Raw genomic sequence first — 16,494 nt, forward strand, 5'->3', positions numbered from 1 at the left:
GCGTCGTATCGGCCCGATCGGGATGTCGGAGGAAAAGGACGAGGCCACCATGGCCGAGGAGCAGGCCCACTTGGAGGCCGGCCATGTCGACGGCGGTGTCGAGGAGGTCGAGGGGGTGCCGCCGCAGATCCTGGCCACCCCCGGCATGCCCGAGCGCAAGGCGGTCGCCCGCCGTCAGGCCCGGGTCCGGGAGAACCTGCACCTGCTGCCCAAAGACGCCCAGGAAGCCATCCTCGAGTCGTTCGATGACAACGGTGCTCAACCCGACGCTCGCGCCCGGCACCGCGACGAGGACCCCGACACCGCATCCATCCCGACTCAGCGCGGGTATTAGACAAATGGCGCGCCACCGCCTCAGGGCACATGTCGACGAGCCGGCTGTGGCGTTCAGATCGCATATGCACCGGGGTGTTTCGAGGTTCAACCAGTTTCACCGAGCGACGTTGCTACAGCGGGCGATCCGTTTGGCGCGGGGCCAAATGCTGAGCGTCGCTACGATCACTCCACTCTTGCTCGCTTGCGCCGTCAGCGGCGGGTCGCGGCAACTCCCTGCACGCACAACGGCTTCGCCAACTGCCCCGGTTGTTTCACCGGCGATTGTCGCAGCCGCGGGTAATGAGTCTCGCTCGGTCGTGATCGCGGCGATGCGACCACCGGCCAGCTTCCACATTGCGGCGGCCACCAAGTCGGCTCCGCCGCCCCCCGCGGTGGTGAATTCACCTAGTGCTGTGGGTATTCCGTCGATGGCCCTGGCTGCCTACCGCAACGCCGAGCAGAAGATGGCGACGTCTGATCCTGGCTGCGGGATCAGTTGGAATCTGTTGGCCGGTATCGGACGCATTGAATCTGGCCATGCCAATGGCGGTGCTACCGATGCCCGCGGTACCGCGGTGCGGCCGATTTATGGACCGGCGCTGGACGGCACGCTGCCCGGAAACGAGGTCATTGTCCAAAGCGGCGCCGGCGGTCAAGTCAGCTACGCGCGCGCCATGGGCCCGATGCAGTTCCTACCCGGCACCTGGGCACAATATGCCTCTGACGGTGACGGGGACGGCATCGCCGATCCCCAGAACCTTTACGACTCAACGCTGACCGCCGCGCGGTATCTGTGCAGCGGCGGGCTGAACTTGCGAGACCAGTCTCAGGTGATGGCGGCGATTCTGCGCTACAACAACTCGACGTCTTACGCCCGCAATGTGTTGGGCTGGGCCGCGGCGTACGCCACCGGCGTGGTTCCGGTAGACCTGCCACCAGTGACCGGGCCGCCGCCGCCGCTGGCTGACCGGCATCTGGAGAATCCAGAGGGGCTTGGTCCGGGGTTGCCCCTCAATGTCCACGGTCTACCGTCCACCGACCCGCTGGCCCAAACGTGGTTGGTGGACTTCGGCCCACCGGCGATGCCTGCCCCGCAACCGATGTCACCGTCCCAGTCGGCTGTTCCGGACACCCCCGGTTGCACAGTGATCTGTATCGAGTCCCAAAGCGCAACAACACAACAGGCGCCGTGACGAAGTGAGGTGGGTATGAGGGGACGATCATTTTTCTCACGATTGCTATTGGCGGCGGTGTTGGGGGTGGCGTCGGGCACTGTCACGGAGGTCATCTCACCCACCGGCTGGGCTCGTGCGGCCGCCGTCGAAAATCTGATGGTGCCGTCAGCGGCCATGGGTCGCGACATACCCGTGACTTTCATGGCGGGCGGGCCACACGCTGTCTATTTGTTAGACGCGTTTGATGCTGGTCCGGAAGTCAGCAACTGGGTGACCGCTGGACATGCGATGAATACGCTTGCCGGCAATGGGATCTCGGTTGCCGCGCCGGCGGGCGGCGCTTACAGCATGTACACCGATTGGGAGCAGGACGGCAGCAAGCGGTGGGAGACTTTTCTGTCGAGCGAACTCCCCAACTGGTTGGCCGCGAATAAGGGTCTCGCCCCCGGCGGTCATGCGGTCGTCGGCGCCGCACAGGGCGGGTACGCAGCAATGGCTTTGGCCGCCTTCCACCCCGATCGCTTTGGCTACGCCGGATCGATGTCCGGTTTCCTATACCCATCCAGCACGAACTACAACGGCCCGATCCTGGCCGGCCTGCAGCAGTTCGGCGGGGTTGACGGCAACGGTATGTGGGGAGCGCCGCAATTGGGCCGGTGGAAGTGGCACGACCCGTACGTGCACGCCGCGCTGCTCGCGCAAAACGACACCCGCATCTGGGTCTACTCCGCAAAATCCGGAGCCAGCGATCCTGCGGCCGTGCTGGGCTACCCTGATCAGGCGACAGGATCAAACCTGGAGTTCTACCAGCAGTACCGCACCGTCGGCGGGCACAATGGCCACTTCGACATCGCGGTCGGTGGTGACAACGGGTGGGGCTCGTGGTCGGGCCAGTTGGGCGCCATGTCCGGCGACATCGCTGCTGCCATCCGTTAGCGTGTCGCGCTACTCGCGCCAGCCCGTCGAGTCCGCGGACGCTCAAGCCCCATTCGTCGATCACGTCCAGGCTGAGGCTGTCGCCGCGGTAACCATCAGCGCATCGACGCCTGGTTCGATTCCCGGCAGCTCCACCAAAAACCGCAGTGCAGCGGTCATTTCTTTGAGAGACAGGTCAAAAAGCCGGAGTGCCAACTCAGTGGCTTCGACCGTTAGTTCGTCGGCTTATCGGACAGGCTCAGCCTTACTCCAAACAGCCTCACTTGACCTCTCACGCCCTTGAGGTGACGTGTGCCCGCGGGCGTCCATTCGAAGAAAGCCGAACCAATAGCGTCGCGCGCCGACTCGGCGACCAGCACGCTACCGGGATGGGCCACCGCGGTAACGCGGCTAGCCACGTTGACCGGCCTGCCGTACCAGTCACCGGCACGGGTCACCGCCTTTCCCGCCGCAACGCCGGCCCGGAGTTGCGGCAGACGCTCGTCCGCCGCGAGATTCACCAAGTCAAGGATTGCCTTCAGCAACAACACCGGTTCGGGACACACGAACATCACGGCATCGCCGATCGTCTTGATAAACCGGACCGGACCAACCTCGACTTCGTGGGCAAGACTAGTAAGGTGGCTCGCCACTCGCTCAAGCTCTTCCGGGGGAATCGCCTCCCCCAAGCGGGTGAAGCCTGCCAGGTCGGCGAAGGCCACCGCCACCGTGCGAGCACCAGGCAGTTTCCCGGCGGAGAGCTCTGCGGCGCTGACCCAGTCCGTTTCAAAGGTATGGCGTAGTTGCAGCATGAGCATGGCTTGAACCAGTGGTCCGAGCTGCGGTATCGCAAGCCGTGCCATGTCCTCCGCCGCCGCCGCCAACTCGGTCTCGCTGGCGCCAGGTTTGACCCAAGTCTTCATACCGGCTTCACGCATCGTCGCCGCAGTACGCCGAAGTCCGTCAGCCAGCACCCGCACCACGGCAACCGCATCGTCGGGGTCGGCGCCAAAGTCCACAAAGTATTTCGCCCGCGCGGCGGTCTCTACATCGGCTCGCGGCAGAACCGGGGCATCGGGATCGTCTATTCGCGGCAGGCCGGCCGCTCGTTGGAGTCGCTCGAGCAGATCTAGTTTGATTCCCCCCGCTTCACAGATATGGCGCGCAGAGACGCGTGTGCCGTCGTCACCGAGGATTCGGTACGCGGGCAGCAGCATGGGGGCCGCTTGCGACGCACGAATCTGCTCCAAGCTGAAGCCGCGATCAAGCAGCCAAGCGATCAGCTCTGCGCGGTCTAGGCGTGCCTTACCCTCAAGGCCATACAGCAGACCAGACGCCTCGATGTCATGGTCCGCCGTCATATGGCCAACGTACAACGATCGACGCCACTCATTAAAGGCGCTGGCGCGCCCCACTTATGGCGGGGCGCTGAGTGCCTAAGGGGCCACCCCCCACCCCAAGCCGGGTTCAAAAGCCGCCGAACCTAAACCGGAGCATGTACCGCAAGACCGATACCGCGAGGACACCCTTGGTGACTCGATGGGTAGATCACCGATGTCTAGCCGCCGCGCAGCGGTCACTAGTGGATCCGAGCGTTACGGCCGGGCGCCCTTCCGGTTGAGCCATCATCCAGCCAGACCAAATACCGACCGAATACGGTCCCTGCTGACCGTTTTGCTCGTAGAAGCCCTGCGGGTCATAGACTTTCGCCTCCGGGTACGGCCAAGGGCACGCGACGGACGTGGCGATCCTTGTCCACTTGAAGGAGGCAAAAGCAAGCCCGTACACCAGGTAGAACATGTTGACGATGATCAGCATCATCACGAATGACCCGAGCGCCGGGCGGGTGGGGAAGATTCGTGCTCGGTTGGCGAGTTTCTCCGACACCGCGCGGCCGGTGTCGTCGCGGTAGACCAGGACTCCCGCCGGGATCATCACGAGCGTGACCAACGAGGACTCCCAGAGCAGGGGGAACTGATGGGGCGTGCCCACGAAGATCGAGCCGAACGGAATGACCTGGGAGTACATGTACAACCCGGTCTGGATCATGGTGACCTCGAGGATCATGTCGATGACAAACCCGAAGATGAAAATCAGTAAGCCGAGGCTGACCAAAGGGTGACGCCACACGAATGCGTCAGTACTCCGCCGGGCCTGAATCCTGCGCAGTGCCCAGACTGCCGGAAAGTAGGGACCGAACTGGAACATCACATAGCCGAAGACGACGAACGGTTCGACTGTGGGTGCGAGCGAAACGTATGGCCACCACTCGGGCCAGTGCCAAAGCCGCGGGTCGTACACGGCGTACGGTGCCCAGTTCATCATCGGGTCCTGCCAAACGATGAACGTCGTGACCAAGCCCATAAGGAGGTAGGGGTGCGGCCCGTAGCGACGCCATCCCCATACAGCGGCCGCGATCAAGAGGACAACTGCGAGGAGGGTGAAGATCTGCAGGACGGGAATCCAGTGGCCGAAACCGAACAGCGGGGCGAAAGGCCTTGGCGTGCCTACGATTTTCGGATTACCGATCCGCTCATCGGGTTGGTTGCGTGCGTTCCAGCCGACAGCGACAACCGCTCCGACACCGACAGCAGTCCACAGCCAAGTCCATAATCGGCCGGTGGACGGGCGAGCCGTCCGCGCGTTCTGCGTGCTCGCCGGCTTGGTGCCTTGTTCGGTCGCCACAGTTCTCCTCGCAATTTCGTTAGGCATGAAGGTCGTCTAGTAGGTCGGCGGAAGACTGCGGTTCAGCCTCCGGGGAGCTGGTCAATACCAGGCGCAACTGCGGCGACTGGTGCGTCATGTGTCAATGTCCGTAGGTTTCAGTTGCGCCCGGCACAAACGAGGTCAGGCCGAGCCCCTTGTAATGCGCGACAAGACGGTCGTACTGCCACCTGTTGCGCGCGAGTGGTGTGTACACGAGCCGTGCTGGCAACCATCGATAGGCGAGGCGCAGCAGCCTTGTCGCCATGGCGAACTCGATGTCGTGACGTCGAGTCCAGGGAAGGGGCAGGATCGCGCGGACCTTTGGATGCATGATGCCGAATCCGAGCACCGTGACCAGATGACCCGCTGCCGGGGCGATGAGCGTCCATATCGGTTGAAATATCGACGGCACATAATCTGGACGTGTAGGTCTAAGGGTGGCGTTGATGACGATGTCGAGGCTCTCGGTATGGGAGAGCGTTTCGTCTGCCACCTTGTCGTAGTAGGCGCAAAGGTCCTCGTACCGTTCGGCGAGTTGCCTTGCCCGGCCAGGCATCTGAAGACCGTCGCACATCTGCCGGAAGCGATCCCAGATCGCCTGGTTGTCGTCTGGACTCAAACGTTCGCCGCCAATCGCGATGAAGGCACCGCGATGCATGAAGAAGATGCTGATGAGGTTCCAGTTCCATGGCTCGGGGCTCAGTGCGCTGTAACGCTGGCCGTCAGGCTGCACGCCCTTGAGGTCTCGATGCAGCCGCACAAGCCGCTCCATCTCGTCGCGACTATGAGCCGTGTGCGCGAAGAAGGCCAGTTGGTCGGATGCAGCCGTCCGTCGCGCGCGGCTCAGCGGGTCGTCGCGGATGCGGGCAGTGTCTACAAGTGATGCAGACACCGCCGGATGCATCATCTCGTCGAAAAGCGCAGGGGCGAATATCGCCACCAGCTTGGAGCCCATCATGCGCTCGAATCGGTCAGCGACCGACCAGCCTGGCGCGGGCGCAATTTCCATCATCGCGCGGTCGTCCATCGCTGCAATCGATGCGACGGACATGTCACGGGACTCGACCGACATGGGAGCTCCATTCCGAATGTCCGCGTTTCTGGTGCCAGGCGGCACCAGAAACTATTCTGGGGTCAGACTGCACCAAAAGTACGTGCGGGTCAAGTGATGTTGGAGGCGTCGGTCACAATGGTTTCTATGTCGGCGAAGCAGGCGTATGGCGGCGTCGCCGCTGATGAGCGGCGCGCCATCCGGCGTGCTGCCCTCATGGAAGCCGCTCTCGACCTCTTCGCCGAAGATGGCGCGCGCGGAGTCTCAAAACGAGCGATATGTGCTCGGGCTCGGCTCAACGATCGATACTTTTACGAACACTTCACCGACGCTGACGCGGTGGTCGAGGCGATTGTCCAGGACCGCACCGCCAGGGGTCTTGAGGCGGTCAACGTGGCGAGCCAGAAGGCTGCCCCGGATATCCACGCCCAAGTCCAGGAGACTGCCGTCGCGGCGCTCGACTTTCTCACTTCTGATCCGAGACTCGTGCAACTCCTCCTGCGTTCGCATACCTCTGAGGTTCTGCAGCAGGCAAGGCGGGAGAGTGCGCGCGCGATCGCTCGCGCGATGGCGGCGATGATCAGCAACGCACCCACCTCGAACGAAGGCGAAGTGGACTCCGAGATGGCTGCATACGCACTTGTGAGTGGAGCGATGGAAGTCATAGCTGGCTGGCTGCGCGGGGAGTTTGACGCAAGTCAAGATCACATTGCCGCCGTCGTCGCCGGTTTGTTGTTGAAGACCGCGGACCTTTCTGCGGAGCTATCGGACGGACTTCGGCAACCGAGGTGAATGGGACTAGCCCGCTCGCAGTCCGTCGAGCACGGCGTTCAAGGCTGTGACACCTTGGTCGCGGGCCGCACGTTGATCGGGTGCGTTCGCGATAAACAGGGCAGTCTCATCAGCAGCGGCAAGTAGGACATGGGCAAGCGCGTCTACCGGTTGGCCGGCCGCGAGGTCACCTTCTTCGACTGCGCGCTCCAGCATTGCGCGGATGGCTCCTAATCCGTAGAGGCTTTCCAGTTCACGCCATTTGACCCAGCCCAGCACGGCAGGTCCGTCGATGAGAAGTATCCGCTGAACGTGAGGCGTGAGGGACGCATCGAGAAAGCCGACGAGTCCTTGCCGCAGTTGGTTTAGTGCACTGTCGGCCGGGTCGGCGAGCTTTTTTGCCGCCTCAATGACGAGGTCTTCTTCGACCGCGATGAAGGCGGCCTCAAAGAGCGCCTGCTTGTCCGCGAAGTGGTGGTACAGCGCGCCTCGGGTGCCGACGCCGGCCTCTGCAGCGACCTCTTCGGTGCTCGTGCGGTGATAGCCCTTTTCGACGAACAGTCTCCGGGCGGCGGCGACGAGTGCAGCGCGAGTGGCTGCTGCCTGTGCCGCCCGCCGCGCCTTAGTGTCCAGCGCGTCGTCAGCGGGTGCCATCGGGTCAGCCTATTGCATACAGAGTGCACGTCACCTACAGTCCGAATGTCACATACATGCTGTAGGTGATGTTTGGCCATTTCGTTCACGTGGAGGTTCTGAGGTATGTCTGCACCTGTCGATATCGTCCGCAACTTCTGCGCGTTGATGGAAAAACGCGACGCGGAGGCGCTGCGACCACTGCTTGCTGACGATGCCGTGTATCAGAACGTCGGCATGCCGGCATCGAGCGGTGTCGATGCCATCGTGGAAAACATGGCCGCGCAGTTCTCGATGTTTCCCGATGCTTACGCCTTTGAGATCGTCAATATCGCCAGCGATGGAGCAGTCGTGCTGACCGAACGCCTGGACTACATCCAGGCACCGGACGGTGGTACGCCAGCAGTACCGGTGATGGGCACATTCATAGTCGGCGAAGACGGAAAAATCACCCGATGGACGGACTACTTCGACGTGTCGCTCACGGTAAAACTTCTTCAAGGCGAGGACATCAGCGCACTCGTCCCAGCAACCGCATGATTGGTTCGGGCGACTTGGGCGATGTCAGTTTGCGGGCCGCTCACCGGCTGCGACTTCCTCGGGATAGTGGTCGTAGTACGGGACGTAGCCTTCCTCGCGACCGTTGAGCACGTAGACCGGATCGTCGACGTCGGGTCCGTATCCTTGCTCGCGCAGATCGACCTTCTTGGTCTTGACCGTCGCGGTGTGCTCCAGCGAATCGACGACCCTTATGAACAGCGGCACCGCGTAGCCGGGCAGGCGGTCGTAGACGGTATGGGCCAGCGACGCGCCGTCGAACTCTGTACCGTCCTTCAACACCGCGGCCGCCATCCCGGCGCGCCCGTCCGCACCGGGCACCTTCACCCCGAAGACCGTCACCGCCTCGACCCCCGGGTCGGCCGCCACTGCGGCCTCGACGTCCGTCGTGGCCACGTTCTCGCCCTTCCATCGGAAGGTGTCACCGAGCCGGTCGACGAACACAGCGTGGCGCCAACCCTGTGGGCGCAGCAGGTCACCGCTGTTAAGCCACACGTCACCGTCGCGAAAAGCGTTGCGGATCAACTTCTTCTCGCTGGCTTCCGGGTCGGTGTAGCCGTCGAACGGCTGCGCCTTGGTGATTTTGCTCAACAGCAGACCGGGCTGGCCGCGACGCACTTTGCGGACCCGGCCGTTCGCATCGCGAACCGGCTCGCCGGTCTCCGGGTCGTACTCGACGAACGCGACCGCGGTAGGGCAGAGGCCAGCGGTCTTGGGGATGTGAAAGATATTGACGAATCCCGTATTTCCCTCGCTGGCCCCGTATAACTCGAACACCTGCGGGATATTGAAGCGAGCAGTGAACTCGTCCCAGATATCCGGGCGCAGCCCGTTGCCGCCGACCACGCGCACTTTGTTGGTTCGGTCCGTGTCCCTCTCCGGCTGGTTGAGCAGATAGCGGCAAACCTCGCCGATGTAGACGAAGGCGGTGGCGTCGTGCCGAGTCACGTCGTCCCAGAACCTCGAGGCCGAAAACGACCGGCCCAAAGCAAGAGTGGCCCCTGCGCTGATCACGCCCGACACCGCCACGGTCAGCGCGGTGTTGTGGTACAGCGGCAGGCAGCAGTACACGGTGTCGCTGCTCTTCAATCGCATGCCTAGGGCGCCGGACCCACCCATCGCGCGCAGCCACCGGTAGTGCGTCATGACACTGGCCTTCGGGGCGCCGGTGGTGCCGGAGGTGAAGATGTAGAACGCGGGGTCCTTAGCCCGCACCGACGACGTCACCGCCGGGTTGTCGGTGGGCGCGTCGGCAGAGAGGCGGTCCAACTCGTCGATGGTCACGGTGTCGGCGACTTCCGCCTCTGATTCGTCGACCGCAGAAAGCAGGTCCTCCTCGCCGACGACCACCTTGGCATGCAACAGCCCGACGCTGTGTGCCAGCACGTTGCCGCGCTGCTTGTGGTTCAGCATTCCGGCGATCGCGCCGAGTTTGACCGCCGCGAGCATCACGAGCAGCGTTCGCGCCGAATTACGCATGATGACGCCCACGACGTCACCGCGACCGACGCCGCGTTCGGCCAGCGTGGCCGCGTAGCGGTTGACGGTTTCATTGGCCTCGCGGTAGGTCAGCCCTTCGTCGTCAAAACGGATGAAAACGTGGTCGGCGTAACGCGCCGCACGGTCTTGGAAGACCCGGCCGATCGACTTCTTCGCCGACCCGCGGACCAGAAAAGCCGTGAGCGTGCCCCGCGCAACGACGGGCGCGTCCAGAACCAAGGCAGGCAGGCGCGCGGCGATGTCGGTCAGCCCGACGGTGTCACCGGCCACTGGCCCGCTCAGTCCGAGTGCTTGGCGCGCCGCCGCCACCACACCTGCGTCGCCCGCTCCACCGGCGCACGCAACACGACGGTGGCGACTTCGGCCGGCCACAACCACCACGGGGCGATCGTGCGGGGTCGATCGGTGATCGCCTTCGCAACGATGTCCGCCGCCTGCTCGGCAGACAGGCCGGGCGCGTTGCGCAGGCTCTTGGTCGGTTCCATCATCCGGGTGTTGATGAGTCCGAAGTAGATCGCTGTGACGTCCACTCCGTCGGCGTGCAGCTCGGGTGCAACGCTGCGCAGCCACATGTCGAACGCCCCCTTCGACGCCTGGTAGGCGCCCCACCGCGGGCCCGGCGGGGTGCGGACGCCGACGCTCGACACGTTCACGATGTGCCCGCTGCCGCGCCGCCGCATCTCCGGAACCAGTTCCAGCAGCAGCCGGATCGGGCCAAGGTAGTTGACGCCGATCGTGCGGTCGAAGTCGTGCGGTCGCTCGTACTGTTCGTGCAGCGACCGGCGGATCGACTTGCCCGCGTTGTTTACGACGATGTCCGGCGCGCCATGCTCGGCGCAGATGCGTTTCGCCAATTCGGCGACGGCGGCCTCGTCGCTGATGTCGGCCGGGTAGCTCACCGCATGCCCGCCGTCGGCGGCGACCGTCGCTGTGAGTTCGTCGAGTTTGTCCGCCGATCGGGCCGCGAGCAGCACGGTCGCTCCCGCCGAGGCGAGTTTGCGTGCGGTGGCCTCGCCGATGCCGAACGAGGCGCCGGTGACCAGCACCGTCGCGCCCGACACCGCGTCATGCAATCGGTCGGGGTCGGATGCTCGCGGATGGTTCACGAGCATCCCCAGCACTGTTCCGGCTGAGCTCATGACGTGGGACTTCCCACGATGCCGCCTGATCAATCCTGGGCGTCAACCGTGACGGTCGAGTATCGCTCCGAGCCGTAAGGCACGTCGGCCGTGGACAACGGATGGCGGTCGATCGAACGCCCAGCGATCACTTTCGCGCTGATCACACCCAACTTGAGCATCCCAAGATAAGTCGAGGGGTTCAACAATGTCGGCCACTTGGTACGGGTCCGGTGCTCGTCGAGAGGGCGCCGTGCAAACCGGTCCCGCAGCCACCTCAGTGTCATGGGCGCTGACAATGGATGCAGAAGCAGATGATCGCAGAACCCGTCGCGGTGATACGTGACCGCGGTGCCGCCACGTGTATATGTCGCGACGAGCTCATCGACGTCCTCGACGCTGATGATGTTGTCGTGTACGGCTTGGACGACCAGCACGGGCATTGCTGGCGCCGACTTGCCCAGCTTGGTTTCATCGAAAATGTTGCGCACTTCTGGCAGGTCCCACAATTCGTCGGCCGACATGTCGACATATGAGCCGATGTCGACTTTGCGCAACCGCCAAACTGCCGAGGCTGTCGTCATCGTCTGGAGCTCCTCGAGCAACCGTTTGCCGTCCTCGGTCGCATGCCTGTCGACCACTTTCTGGGCGTCGGGGAAGACCTGGATCAACGCAGCGATCATCAGAGCCGCGAGGCCGGCAAAGAAGCTGCCGTTGAGGCGGCGGGCCACGCTCTCCGGATTACCGACCGGTGAGCCCAGCACGGCGCCGACAATGTTGAGCTCAGGCGCGTACTCGGCGGTCATCTCGGCGGCCCATGCCGAGGCGAGTCCACCACCCGAATACCCCCATAAGCCCACCGGAGCGGACGGCGACAATCCGAGCCGCTCGCACCCCAACGCCGCGCGTATACCGTCGACGATGCGGTATCCGGGCTCATACGGCGAGCCCCACATGCCGTGGCAGCCCTCGTGATCAGGTACTGACACCGCCCAGCCTTCGGCCAGAGCGGCCGCTACCAGCAGGAACTCGGACTGTACGAAAGCGCCGATAGCCTTCGCGCCGCGCCGCAGTGCGTACGAAGGGAAGCACCGCGACGCGACAGCGTCGATGGCGCATTGATATGACAGCACCGGGTAAACCACGCCGGGATCCCGTCGCTCAGGTACCAGCACCGTGGTGACCGCGCCCTCGGGATCGCCGTGCAAGTTGGTACTGCGATAGAGAAGCTGGGTTGCGGTGATCCGTTGGGGAATCATGCCGAGAAAGCCGAGCTCGACTCCCCGTGAGCGGAGTACCGTCCCGGGTCGGGCCTTTTCATAGCCCTTTGGTGGCTGGTAAAAGGGATCCTCGTCGGGCGGGAGCGGACGTTCGCCGCGACGTATGTCGTCGTGTGGGGCGTCCGTGATGTATGCGTTCTCCGCGGATGTGCCGCCCATCGTTGGTTACCTCCGAGCTGCTCAAGTCTCCGTTAACTGGAAAGTCAGTACCCGCGGTACCGGGTGCTAAACCGCGGCCATGGTCAATCCGCAGGTCGTTTCACGTCGTTTGACGTCGGTCCGCGTCGCTAACTTCAGCGTTTCCGCAGCTCACGGCGATTTCCGGTGCGGGTTCGATTCCCGGCAGCTCCACCAAAAATCGCAGGTCATAGGGCAGAAATCCAGACCAGAACCGTCGAGGGGTAGGCCACCGGCGCACCGGCAAGCGCGCGTGGCGCCCCACCGCCGGTGGTGCGTGCGATCACCACCGAAGGCGCGACGCGATCCGCGTAGCTGGCGTCGGCGGCGTAGTCGACTGCGCGTCACGACCGCCGTCTAGACCTTCACGCGACACGCTCCGCATGTTCGCGCTAAAGCTAAAACCTCGCCTGAAACCACGCTTCGTATTTGACAGTGCGTCACGAGGAGTGGGCTGGGTATTGCCAGTCAAACGGTCGAATTTTCCGCTGTGTCAATAGGATTGGCGATATCGGCACCCGAAACCTACTTTCAATCGAGCGCAGATAAGCGCACAATGGTGTCGGCGGATTTCTCAACGAATTTTCACTCCTGAGACTCGGGACAGTCGTGTTTATGAGCTCTACGCCCTTTAGCCAGGACCTGAACGGGTTCGCCATCAAGTTCTGACTGTCATCGGCGCGTGCCGCCGGCCGGTCTTCGATCGCGTCGCCTCGGCCGGCAGGGTCGGCTGGCGGCAATTGACCCCCTCAACCGGGGGAAGGGAAACGTATGCAACGCCTCAGCGGGCTGGATGCCAGCTTCTTGTATTTGGAAACGCCCTCACAGCCGTTGCACGTCTGCGCGATCTTGGAGTTGGACGCCGCGACAGTGCCCGGCGGGTACAGCTTCGCTCGGCTGCGTGAAGAGCTGGGCGTGCGGATCAAGTCGATCCCGGAGTTTCGGCAGAGGTTGGCCGACAGCCGGCTAAATCTGGACCATCCGGTGTGGGTGGAGGACCACAGTTTCGATCTGGACCGGCATCTGCACCGCATCGGGCTGCCGGCGCCCGGCGGGCGCGTCGAGTTGTCGGAGACCTGCGGGCGCATCGCCTCCCTGCCCCTTGATCGCGGCCAGCCCCTGTGGGAGATGTGGGTGATCGAGGGGATCGCCGGCACCGACGCCAGGGCGGGTGGGCGGCTGGCGGTGATGACCAAGGTGCATCACGCCAGCGTGGACGGGGTGGGCGGTGCGAACCTGCTGTCGCAGCTGTGCGGCACCGAACCGGACACGCCGGCGCCGAAGGCGGTGGACGGGCCGGGGGACACCAACTCGGTGGGAATGGCGGTGCGGGGCCTGGCGAAGTTCGTTGCCCGGCCAGTGCAGCTGGCCACTGTGGTGCCGATGACGGCGTCAACGATCGTCGACACCGTGCGCCGGGGGCGTAGCGGGCGGGCCATGGCGGCGCCGTTCCGGGCGCCGCGCACCCGGTTCAACGACTCCATCACTCGCCGGCGCAACATCGCCTACGCCCGCCTGGAGTTCGACGACATCAAGACGATCAAGAACAGGTTCAATGTCACGGTCAACGATGTGGTGATGGCATTGTGCGCCGGGGTGCTGCGCAAGTTCTTGCTCGATCGCGGTCAGCTGCCCGACACCTCGCTGGTGGCCACGGTGCCGGTGTCGGTGCATCAAAAGTCCGACCGGCCAGGCCGCAACCAGTTAACGGCGTTGTTCTCCCGCCTGCAGACTCAGATCGCCGACCCGGCCGACCGGCTGCGCGCCATCGCGCACGCCAATGGGGTGGCTAAGGAGCACAGCGCGGCGATCGGGGCGACGCTGTTGCTGGACTGGGCGCAGTTTGCAGGGCGGGCGCTGTTGGCTCCGGCGGTGAGACTCTTCGCCAGTACGGTGCTGACCCGCCGACCGGTGCACAATCTGGTCATCTCCAACGTGCCGGGACCGCAGGTGCCGTTGTACTTTCTGGGCTGCCAGGTCAAGGCGATGTATCCGCTTGGCCCGATCTTCCAGGGCACCGGCCTCAACATCACGGTGATGTCGCTGACCGGCAAGCTTGACGTCGGGATCAACTCATGCTGGGAACTGGTGCCCGACGTATGGGACCTGGCCGATGACTTCGAGGTCGCCCTGCAGGAATTGCTCACCGCTGTGGCGTGATCCGCCAGCTCGATGGGTTAGATGGCCACTCTTGACGCCGTCAAAACCCGAGAACGAAACCGCAAACTCTGGCCAGTTTCTTTTGCGCCAACATCGGTCGGGCGGCTTGCTCAGGATGAAAACTCGCGACCACAGCTTAGGGTCTTCGCGCTGGTTTGGCGCTGGCCCGACGACCCACCCACGATCACACACATGACGCCGATTCAGGGGCTGGACGGCGGGTACCGTGCTCCAAATGACTCGACAGTTGGATGCGGCGGCCATTACGCAATCACCAGAGGCCCGCGTTCGTGCGTGGCTGGCCGACTTCGAGTCCGCCCTGGCGGCGCGCGACATCGACCGGGTGGTGGCTAAGTTCGTCCCGGACAGTTTGTGGCGGGATCTGGTGACGTTCACTTGGAATATCAAGACGATCGAGGGCCGCGAAGGCATCGCCGACATGTTGCGCGCACGACTCGCCGACGCCGATCCGTCGGGATTCCGTGCCCGGGAAGCACCGACCGATGATGGCGGTGGTGTGACATCAGCGTTCATCGAATTTGAAACCGCCGTCGGCCGAGGTGTCGGTCATCTGCGGCTTAAGGGCGATCTCGGTTGGACGCTGTTAACCGCGCTAGATGAGCTCAAGGGCCACGAGGAGCCGATTGGTTCTCGCCGCGTACTTGGCGCGGTGCACGGCCCCGATCCGGGCGGCCGGTCGTGGGCGGACAAGCGTGCGGAACAGGAGGCGTCGCTCGGCTATTCGCAGCAGCCCTACGTCGTGGTTGTCGGCGGCAGCCAAGGCGGAATCGCGTTGGGTGCGGCTACGCCAGCTGGGGGTGCCGGCCATCGTCGTCGACAAGCACGCGCGCCCGGGCGACCAGTGGCGCAAGCGGTATAAGACGCTGTGCCTTCATGATCCGGTGTGGTACGACCACTTTCCGTATCTGCCGTTCCCGGCGAACTGGCCGGTGTTTTCGCCGAAGGACAAAATCGGCGACTGGCTGGAGTTCTACACCCGGGTGATGGAGATCCCGTACTGGATCTCGACAACGTGTCTGTCGGCGGCGTTCGATGCCCAGGCAAAGCGGTGGACGATCGAGGTCGACCGCGACGGCGAACGCCTTACCTTGCGGCCCACCCACCTGGTGCTTGCGACAGGGATGGCGGGAAAGCCAAAGGTGCCGAAGCTGCCCGGCCAGCACGTTTTCCGTGGAGACCAGCATCATTCGAGCCAGCACCCCGGCCCGGATCGCTATGTGGGAAAACGCGCCGTGGTGATTGGCTCCGGGACCTCCGCGCACGACATCTGTAAGGCCCTGTACGACAACGGGGTTGACGCCACGATGGTGCAGCGCGCCTCCACCCTCGTCGTCACTTCTGACTCGGTGGTGGAAATCGCGCTCGGCGGCCTTTACTCCGAGCAGGCGGCGGCGGGCGGCATCACCACCGAGAAGGCTGACCTGACGGTCGCATCGCTGCCGTACCGAATCATCGCGGACTTCCAGAAACCGATCTCGGACGCAATGCGGCTGCGGGACAAGAACTTATACGACCGCTTGGAAAAGGCTGGCTTTCAGCTGGACTTCGGTGACGACGACTCGGGCCAGTTCATGAAGTACTTGCGACGCGGCGGCGGCTTCTACATCGATGTTGGCGCCTCCGACCTGATCTGCGACGGCAGCATCAAGCTATGCCACGGCGGGGTCGAGCGGCTGACCGAGGAGTCGGTGATTCTGACCGACGGCACGGAACTGCCGGCCGATCTAGTGGTGTACGCCACCGGCTTCAGGTCGATGAACAGCTTTGTGGCGGACATCATCGGTCAAGACGTGGCCGACAAAGTCGGCAAGGTATGGGGCTTCGGCTCGGGCACCACACAAGACCCGGGGCCGTGGGAAGGCGAGTTGCGCAACATGTGGAAGCCGACCCAGCAGGAGAATCTGTGGTTCCACGGCGGCAACCTGCACCAGTCGCGGCACTACTCTCTCTTTCTCGCCCTGCAGCTAAAGGCTCGCTATGAAGGCATCCCCACGCCGGTATACGGCTTACAGGAGGTGCACCACCTGAGCTAGTCACCTTCCGTCGGAGATCGTTGCACCGCAGGCCCTTTTCCCTTTTCATCAGCATTCATAGTGTCGGCTCACCATACGGCG

The 16,494-nt window shown here is 63.8% G+C and carries 11 protein-coding genes and 3 pseudogenes; 7 read left to right on the forward strand and 7 right to left on the reverse strand.

Features of this window, described 5'->3' with window-relative positions:
• From VGH54_RS10840 to VGH54_RS10850, 3 genes and pseudogenes are all read left to right on the forward strand, one after another.
• Positions 1 to 334, forward strand: a pseudogene (locus VGH54_RS10840) (ABC transporter ATP-binding protein); the annotation flags it as partial.
• 64 nt (positions 335 to 398) lie between these two features.
• Positions 399 to 1,505: pseudogene (locus VGH54_RS10845) on the forward strand (lytic transglycosylase domain-containing protein); the annotation flags it as partial.
• Positions 1,506 to 1,523: 18 nt separating this feature from the next.
• Positions 1,524 to 2,426, forward strand: coding sequence for an alpha/beta hydrolase family protein (locus tag VGH54_RS10850; RefSeq protein WP_331511980.1), 903 nt, complete (start codon positions 1,524 to 1,526; stop codon positions 2,424 to 2,426).
• A 212-nt stretch (positions 2,427 to 2,638) separates the two neighbouring features.
• On the opposite strand, the gene VGH54_RS10855 is transcribed toward VGH54_RS10850, so the two are convergent.
• The 3 genes from VGH54_RS10855 to VGH54_RS10865 all read right to left on the reverse strand — a co-directional run bounded on the left by VGH54_RS10855 (position 2,639) and on the right by VGH54_RS10865 (position 6,183).
• Positions 2,639 to 3,766: an adenylate/guanylate cyclase domain-containing protein gene (locus VGH54_RS10855; protein WP_331511992.1), complete on the reverse strand. Its 1,128-nt coding sequence runs from the start codon at positions 3,764 to 3,766 to the stop codon at positions 2,639 to 2,641.
• A 187-nt stretch (positions 3,767 to 3,953) separates the two neighbouring features.
• Positions 3,954 to 5,090: a spirocyclase AveC family protein gene (locus VGH54_RS10860; protein WP_331511981.1), complete on the reverse strand. Its 1,137-nt coding sequence runs from the start codon at positions 5,088 to 5,090 to the stop codon at positions 3,954 to 3,956.
• Positions 5,091 to 5,211: 121 nt separating this feature from the next.
• The gene (locus VGH54_RS10865; protein WP_331511983.1) at positions 5,212 to 6,183 is read right to left on the reverse strand and encodes an oxygenase MpaB family protein; all 972 of its coding nucleotides are present in this window, start codon (positions 6,181 to 6,183) and stop codon (positions 5,212 to 5,214) included.
• A gap of 126 nt (positions 6,184 to 6,309) precedes the next feature.
• Here VGH54_RS10865 and VGH54_RS10870 point away from each other — a divergent pair, with 126 nt between their 5' ends.
• Positions 6,310 to 6,954, forward strand: a complete 645-nt coding sequence (locus VGH54_RS10870; RefSeq protein WP_331511984.1) for a helix-turn-helix domain-containing protein — start codon at positions 6,310 to 6,312, stop codon at positions 6,952 to 6,954.
• Between the two features lie 6 nt (positions 6,955 to 6,960).
• Here VGH54_RS10870 and VGH54_RS10875 read toward each other — a convergent pair whose 3' ends face one another.
• Positions 6,961 to 7,587, reverse strand: a complete 627-nt coding sequence (locus tag VGH54_RS10875; protein WP_331511985.1) for a helix-turn-helix domain-containing protein — start codon at positions 7,585 to 7,587, stop codon at positions 6,961 to 6,963.
• Between the two features lie 105 nt (positions 7,588 to 7,692).
• Between VGH54_RS10875 and VGH54_RS10880 the strand changes: the two genes are divergently transcribed.
• Positions 7,693 to 8,106: a limonene-1,2-epoxide hydrolase family protein gene (locus VGH54_RS10880; protein ID WP_331511986.1), complete on the forward strand. Its 414-nt coding sequence runs from the start codon at positions 7,693 to 7,695 to the stop codon at positions 8,104 to 8,106.
• Positions 8,107 to 8,130: 24 nt separating this feature from the next.
• Here the strand turns inward: VGH54_RS10880 and fadD6 are convergent, their stop codons facing one another.
• Genes fadD6 through VGH54_RS10895 form a run of 3 tightly spaced genes read right to left on the reverse strand, consistent with a single transcriptional unit; the run spans position 8,131 to position 12,181 of the window.
• The gene (gene fadD6 / locus VGH54_RS10885; RefSeq protein ID WP_331511987.1) at positions 8,131 to 9,894 is read right to left on the reverse strand and encodes a long-chain-acyl-CoA synthetase FadD6; all 1,764 of its coding nucleotides are present in this window, start codon (positions 9,892 to 9,894) and stop codon (positions 8,131 to 8,133) included.
• 8 nt (positions 9,895 to 9,902) lie between these two features.
• Positions 9,903 to 10,763 (reverse strand): SDR family NAD(P)-dependent oxidoreductase, encoded by an 861-nt coding sequence (locus VGH54_RS10890; RefSeq protein ID WP_331511988.1) that lies wholly within the window; start codon positions 10,761 to 10,763, stop codon positions 9,903 to 9,905.
• A 29-nt stretch (positions 10,764 to 10,792) separates the two neighbouring features.
• Positions 10,793 to 12,181 (reverse strand): lipase family protein, encoded by a 1,389-nt coding sequence (locus tag VGH54_RS10895; protein ID WP_331511989.1) that lies wholly within the window; start codon positions 12,179 to 12,181, stop codon positions 10,793 to 10,795.
• Between the two features lie 789 nt (positions 12,182 to 12,970).
• Here VGH54_RS10895 and VGH54_RS10900 point away from each other — a divergent pair.
• Together VGH54_RS10900 and VGH54_RS10905 are read left to right on the forward strand one after the other, a co-directional pair.
• Complete coding sequence (locus tag VGH54_RS10900; RefSeq protein ID WP_331511990.1) at positions 12,971 to 14,359, forward strand: wax ester/triacylglycerol synthase family O-acyltransferase; 1,389 nt, start codon at positions 12,971 to 12,973, stop codon at positions 14,357 to 14,359.
• 235 nt (positions 14,360 to 14,594) lie between these two features.
• Positions 14,595 to 16,413: pseudogene (locus tag VGH54_RS10905) on the forward strand (FAD-dependent oxidoreductase).
• The last annotated feature ends 81 nt before the right edge of the window (positions 16,414 to 16,494 follow it).

Source organism: Mycobacterium sp. (genome assembly GCF_036488105.1).
In the GTDB taxonomy this organism is placed as follows: Bacteria; Actinomycetota; Actinomycetes; order Mycobacteriales; family Mycobacteriaceae; genus Mycobacterium.

What these genes read in the sequence shown, in the direction of transcription:
- VGH54_RS10850 (WP_331511980.1), top strand. Translation starts at nt 1,524, where the DNA reads ATGAGGGGACGATCATTTTTCTCACGATTGCTATTGGCGGCGGTGTTG.
- VGH54_RS10855 (WP_331511992.1), bottom strand. Translation starts at nt 3,766, where the DNA reads ATGACGGCGGACCATGACATCGAGGCGTCTGGTCTGCTGTATGGCCTT.
- VGH54_RS10865 (WP_331511983.1), bottom strand. Translation starts at nt 6,183, where the DNA reads ATGTCGGTCGAGTCCCGTGACATGTCCGTCGCATCGATTGCAGCGATG.
- VGH54_RS10870 (WP_331511984.1), top strand. Translation starts at nt 6,310, where the DNA reads ATGTCGGCGAAGCAGGCGTATGGCGGCGTCGCCGCTGATGAGCGGCGC.
- VGH54_RS10875 (WP_331511985.1), bottom strand. Translation starts at nt 7,587, where the DNA reads ATGGCACCCGCTGACGACGCGCTGGACACTAAGGCGCGGCGGGCGGCA.
- VGH54_RS10880 (WP_331511986.1), top strand. Translation starts at nt 7,693, where the DNA reads ATGTCTGCACCTGTCGATATCGTCCGCAACTTCTGCGCGTTGATGGAA.
- VGH54_RS10890 (WP_331511988.1), bottom strand. Translation starts at nt 10,763, where the DNA reads ATGAGCTCAGCCGGAACAGTGCTGGGGATGCTCGTGAACCATCCGCGA.
- VGH54_RS10895 (WP_331511989.1), bottom strand. Translation starts at nt 12,181, where the DNA reads ATGGGCGGCACATCCGCGGAGAACGCATACATCACGGACGCCCCACAC.
- VGH54_RS10900 (WP_331511990.1), top strand. Translation starts at nt 12,971, where the DNA reads ATGCAACGCCTCAGCGGGCTGGATGCCAGCTTCTTGTATTTGGAAACG.